The organism is Nonomuraea sp. NPDC005501, assembly GCF_040605905.1.
Classification (GTDB): Bacteria; Actinomycetota; Actinomycetes; order Streptosporangiales; family Streptosporangiaceae; genus Nonomuraea.
On sequence record NZ_JBEXDT010000190.1, the window covers coordinates 1 to 5807 of the forward strand.

General features: G+C 72.2%; 3 protein-coding genes and 1 pseudogene. 2 read left to right on the forward strand and 2 right to left on the reverse strand.

The annotated features are described in order from the left end of the window. Window positions 1-304 (forward strand): annotated as a pseudogene (locus ABZS51_RS42085) (sirohydrochlorin chelatase); the annotation flags it as partial. A 97-nt stretch (window positions 305-401) separates the two neighbouring features. Here ABZS51_RS42085 and ABZS51_RS42090 read toward each other — a convergent pair. Further along, window positions 402-950, reverse strand: a complete 549-nt coding sequence (locus tag ABZS51_RS42090; RefSeq protein WP_355453781.1) for a hypothetical protein — start codon at window positions 948-950, stop codon at window positions 402-404. A 193-nt stretch (window positions 951-1143) separates the two neighbouring features. Continuing rightward, entirely contained in the window at window positions 1144-1998 is an 855-nt protein-coding gene (locus ABZS51_RS42095) for a PAC2 family protein (RefSeq protein WP_310709028.1), read from the reverse strand. Between the two features lie 227 nt (window positions 1999-2225). Between ABZS51_RS42095 and metH the strand changes: the two genes are divergently transcribed. Further along, window positions 2226-5693 (forward strand): methionine synthase, encoded by a 3468-nt coding sequence (gene metH / locus ABZS51_RS42100; RefSeq protein ID WP_355453784.1) that lies wholly within the window; start codon window positions 2226-2228, stop codon window positions 5691-5693. Window positions 5694-5807 lie beyond the last annotated feature (114 nt).

Sequence of the window (5807 nt, forward strand, 5' to 3'; positions counted from 1 at the left end):
GCTGGCCGACGTGCGCGTCGCCGCCCACCGCCTCGCGGTCCGGCTCGGCCGGCCGGTCACCGCGGCGTTCGCCTCGGCCGGCACGCCGACGCTCCCCGAGGCGCTGGAACGGGCCGGGTCCGGTCCGGCCCGGCGGGTGGCCGTCGCGTCGTACGTGCTGGCGCCCGGTCACTTCCACGGCCGTCTCCTGGCCGCGGGGGCCGACCTCGTCACCGACCCCCTGGGCGCGGACCCGGACGTGGCGTCGCTGGTGTGGGCGCGCTACGACGAGGCCGCCCTGGCCGCCCGCGCCGCGACGGCCTGACCTGACCCGGAGGCCCGCCGTGACCCGCGCCGCCCCCTCCGTCCGCCCGTCACAGCGGAGTCGGGCGGACGGAGCAGGCGGGCGGTCAGACGGGCGGTCAGGCCGGGGGATCCAGCCGGAGCTCGCGGACGATCTCCTCGGCGCTCACGTCCCGTGACGGGACCGCGTCCGCCCCGACGAACAGCTCAAGGTAGGCCCGGTGGAAGCAGCCCGCGAGCAGCAGCCGCGCGCTCGCCTCCGGATCCACGCCCGCCGCCACCCGGCCGAGCCGCCGCTCCTCCTCCAGGTAGGCGGCCAGCGGCGTCACCTCCGCGTCCGGCCCGAGCCCCGCGGCGCGGATGGCCTCGCGGACGCGCACGGTCACGTCGGGCGAGCTGAACGCGGGCAGCGCGGCCGACTGCACCTCCAGGTGGTACTCGACGCCCGCCCGCGCCACCGGCACCAGGTTGCCGCGGACCGTGTCACGGCCGGCGTGGTTCGACAGGTCGTGCAGGACGCTCAGCCAGAACGGCAGGCGGTACTGCAGCAGCGCGAGGAAGTGGTCGACCGAGCCGCCCGGCGGCCCGTCGCGCAGGGAGAGCGCCATCTCCAGGACACGTCGCCTGGCGTCCTGGCTTCGCTGGTGCGGGTCTACGTGAGATGTCACCATGGGGGGCCTTACGTGGGCGGTCACGTGGAACGGGGCGGCGTGACGCCCCTGTGACCGGCGCACGCCCGACTCTCCTGCCTCAGCCTCGGCCAGGCCCTGGCCGGGCTGGAACCCCCGGCCGGCCTCGCCGTCGTACAGCCCCGATCATGACCCGGACGGCGCGCTGGAAGCGCGCCCGAAATGCTGGAAGTCAGCTGTCAGTATCGGTGTCGCGATGCCGCAGGTACCGCTCGAACTCGGCCGCGATCGCGTCGCCGCTGGCCTCGGGGAGCTCCGCCGCGTCCTTGCGGTCCTCCAGCTCCTTGACGTATTCGGCCACCTCGCTGTCCTGGGACGCCAGCTCGTCCACGCCGCGCTCCCACGCGCGGGCCTCCTCGTCGAGGTCGCCGAGCGGCATCGGGATGTCCAGGACGTCCTCCATGCGGCGCAGCAGCGCCAGCGTCGCCTTCGGGTTGGGCGGCTGGGCGACGTAGTGGGGCACCGACGCCCACAGCGACACGGCCTTCAGCCCCGCCTCGCCGAAGGCGTGCTGGAGCACGCCCACGATGCCCGTCGGGCCCTCGTAGCGGCTCAGCTCCAGATTGGTCGAGCGGGCCAGCGCCTCGTCGGTCGCGCCGCCCAGGATCGGCACCGGCCTGGTGTGCGGGGAGTCGTTGAGCAGCGCGCCGAGCATGACGGCCAGCTCCACGCCCAGCTCGCGGCAGACCTCGATGATGTCGGCGCAGAACGAGCGCCAGCGCATGTTGGGCTCGATGCCGCGCAGCAGCACCACGTCGCGCTCCAGCCCCGGCGGGCGCGCGTGGAAGAGCCGGGTCGTCGGCCACACGATCGAACGCGTCAGCCCGTCGCCCATCTCCACGATGGGCCGGGTGACCTGGAAGTCGTAGTAGTCGTCGGGGTCGAGCGCGATCAGCGGCTCGGCCTTCCACGCGGACTCGAGGTGGGCGATCACACCACTGGAAGCCTCGCCCGCGTCGTTCCACCCCTCGAACGCGGCGATGAGCACCGGGTCGACGAGCTCGGGGAGCCCTTCGAGCTCGATCATGTGTCGCCTCCTCTCTCCTCCGTCCCGCTAAGCCTATGCGGTGAGGAGCCGCTCATGTCACCGAGTGCTGATGATCACCTTTACCAGACGCGGGCCCGGCTCCGCACCGTCCACGGGCGGCCAGATCCCGTTACCGGAGTGACGCCGGTGCAGGGACGCGATCCCTGATGATCCAATTCCCGTGTCCCCGAGAACCCGCGGCGGGCACAGCCGATAAGCTGAGCGCCATGAGCAGCCCCGCGTCCTCCTTCCGTGAAGCCCTGTCCCAGCGAGTGATCGTCGCCGACGGCGCCATGGGGACGATGCTGCAGGCGCAGGACCCCACCCTCGACGACTTCGAGGGACTCGAGGGCTGCAACGAGGTGCTCAACGTCACCCGGCCCGACATCGTCGCGGGCGTCCACGACGCGTACTTCGCCGTCGGCGTCGACTGCGTCGAGACCAACACCTTCGGCGCCAACCTCGCGGCCCTCGGCGAGTACGACATCTCCGACCGGGTCTTCGAGTACTCCGAGGCGGGCGCGCGCATCGCCCGGGAGCGGGCCGACCACTGGTCCACCCCCGACCAGCCGCGCTTCGTGCTCGGCTCGATGGGCCCCGGCACCAAGCTGCCCACCCTCGGTCACCTGCCGTACGCCAGCCTGCGCGACGCCTACCGCGACAACGCCGCCGGCCTCATCGCGGGCGGCGCCGACGCGATCATCATCGAGACCTGCCAGGACCTCCTCCAGGTCAAGGCCGCCGTCGTCGGCGCCAAGCGGGCCGCCGAGGACTCCGGCCGTGACGTGCCGGTCATCGCCCAGGTGACGATCGAGACCAACGGCGCGATGCTGCTCGGCTCCGAGATCGGCGCCGCGCTGACCGCGATCGAGCCGCTCGGCGTCGACGTGATCGGCCTCAACTGCGCCACCGGCCCCGCCGAGATGAGCGAGCACCTGCGCTACCTCGCCCGCCACTCCCGGCTGAAGCTGTCCTGCATGCCCAACGCCGGCCTGCCGGTGCTGACCTCCGACGGCGCCTACTACCCGCTCGGCGCCCAGGAGCTGGCCGACGCCCACGACGCCTTCACCCGCGACTACGGCCTGTCGATGATCGGCGGCTGCTGCGGCACCACGCCCGAGCACCTGCGCCAGGTCGTCGAGCGGGTCCGCGGCCGCGAGCCCGTGACGCGCCGCCCGCACCCGGAGCCCGGCGCGTCCTCGCTGTACCAGAGCGTCCCGTTCCGGCAGGACACCTCCTACCTGGCGATCGGCGAGCGGTGCAACACCAACGGCTCCAAGGCGTTCCGCGAGGCCATGCTGGCGGGCCGCTGGGACGACTGCGTCGAGATGGCGCGCGACCAGGCCCGCGACGGCGCCCACATGCTCGACCTGTGCGTCGACTACGTCGGCCGCGACGGCGTCGGCGACATGCGGGAGCTGGCCTTCCGCTTCGCCACCGCCTCCACGCTGCCGATCATGCTCGACTCCACCGAGCCCGAGGTGCTCAAGGCCGGCCTGGAGATGCTCGGCGGCCGCGCCGCCGTCAACTCCGTCAACTACGAGGACGGCGCCGGCCCCGACTCCCGCTTCCAGAAGATCATGCGGCTGGTCCGCGAGCACGGCGCGGCCGTGGTCGCCCTCACCATCGACGAGGAGGGCCAGGCCCGCACCGCCGACTGGAAGGTGCGCGTCGCCACCCGCCTCATCGAGGACCTCACCGGCAACTGGGGCATGCGGGTCGAGGACATCATCGTCGACTGCCTGACCTTCCCCATCGCCACCGGCCAGGAGGAGACCCGCCGCGACGGCCTGGAGACCATCGAGGCCATCCGCGAGCTCAAGCGCCGCTACCCGGGCGTGCAGACCACGCTGGGCCTGTCCAACATCTCCTTCGGCCTCAACCCGGCCGCGCGCATGGTGCTCAACTCGGTGTTCCTCAACGAGTGCGTCAACGCCGGCCTCGACTCGGCCATCGTCCACGCCTCCAAGATCGTGCCGATGGCCCGCATCCCCGACGAGCAGCGCCAGGTCGCGCTCGACATGGTCTACGACCGGCGCCGCGAGGGCTACGACCCGCTGCAGCGGTTCATGGACCTGTTCGAGGGCGTCGACGCCGCCGCGGTGCGCGCAGGCAGGGCCGAGGAGCTGGCCGCGCTGCCGCTGTGGGAGCGGCTCAAGCGGCGCATCATCGACGGCGAGCGCAAGGGCCTGGAGGCCGACCTCGACGCCGGCCTGGACCAGCGGCCCGCCCTGGAGATCATCAACGAGGTGCTGCTCGACGGCATGAAGACCGTCGGCGAGCTGTTCGGCTCCGGCCAGATGCAGCTGCCGTTCGTGCTCCAGTCGGCCGAGGTCATGAAGGCCGCCGTCGCCTACCTGGAGCCGCACATGGACCGGGTGGAGGGCGAGACGAAGGGCCGCATCGTGCTGGCCACCGTCAAGGGCGACGTCCACGACATCGGCAAGAACCTCGTCGACATCATCCTGTCCAACAACGGCTACCAGGTCGTCAACCTCGGCATCAAGCAGCCCGTCTCCGCGATCCTGGAGGCCGCCGACGACAGCAAGGCCGACGTCATCGGCATGTCCGGCCTGCTGGTGAAGTCGACGGTCATCATGAAGGAGAACCTGGAGGAGATGAACTCCAGGGGCCTGGCCGAGAAGTACCCGGTGCTGCTGGGCGGCGCCGCGCTCACCCGCGCCTACGTCGAGCAGGACCTCGCCGAGCTGTTCGAGGGCGAGGTGCGCTACGCCCGCGACGCCTTCGAGGGGCTGCGGCTCATGGACTCGTTCATGGCCGTCAAGCGCGGCGTGGCCGGCGCGACGCTGCCGCCGCTGCGCGAGCGCCGCGTCAAGACCGGCGCCGTGCTCCAGCGCACCCCCGTCGAGGAGCTGCCCGCCCGCTCCGACGTGGCCACCGACAACCGCGTGCCGACGGCGCCCTTCCACGGCGACCGCATCGTCAAGGGCATCTCGCTGACCGAGTACGCCGCCTTCCTCGACGAGCGCGCGCTGTTCCTGGGCCAGTGGGGGCTCAAACCGACCCGCGGCGGCGACGGCCCCGACTACGAGGAGCTGGTGGAGACCGAGGGCCGGCCCCGGCTGCGCATGTGGCTCGACCGCATCCAGACCGAGGGCCTGCTGGAGGCGGCCGTCGTCTACGGCTACTTCCCGTGCGTCAGCGACGGCGACTCGCTGATCATCCTGGACGACGCGGGCCGCGAGCGCACCCGCTTCACGTTCCCGCGCCAGCGCCGCGACCGCCACCTGTGCCTGGCCGACTTCTTCCGCCCGCGCGAGTCCGGCGAGGTGGACGTGGTCGCGTTCCAGGTGGCGACCATGGGCGGCAAGATCTCCGAGGCCACGGCGGAGCTGTTCGCCAAGGACGCCTACCGCGACTACCTGGAGCTGCACGGCCTGTCCGTCCAGCTCACCGAGGCGCTGGCCGAGTACTGGCACGCGCGGGTCCGGGCGGAGCTGGGCATCGGCGGCGAGGAGTCGCTGGACGACATGCTCAAGGTCAACATCGAGGGCTGCCGCTACTCGTTCGGCTACCCGGCCTGCCCCAACCTGGAGGACCAGGTGCAGCTCTTCGAGCTGCTCTCGCCCGAGCGCATCGGGGTCACGCTGTCGGAGGAGTTCCAGCTCCACCCCGAGCAGGCCACCTCCGCCCTCGTCGCCCACCACCCCGAGGCCAAGTACTTCAACGTCTGACGCCCCAGCCGGCGGCCCGGCCCCGCCCCCCCGCGCCGGCCCCCCACCCCGGCACAACACGCGCCCCACCAAACCCCCAACAAAGAAAGGGAAAGCCAGCACCGCGCCACCCAC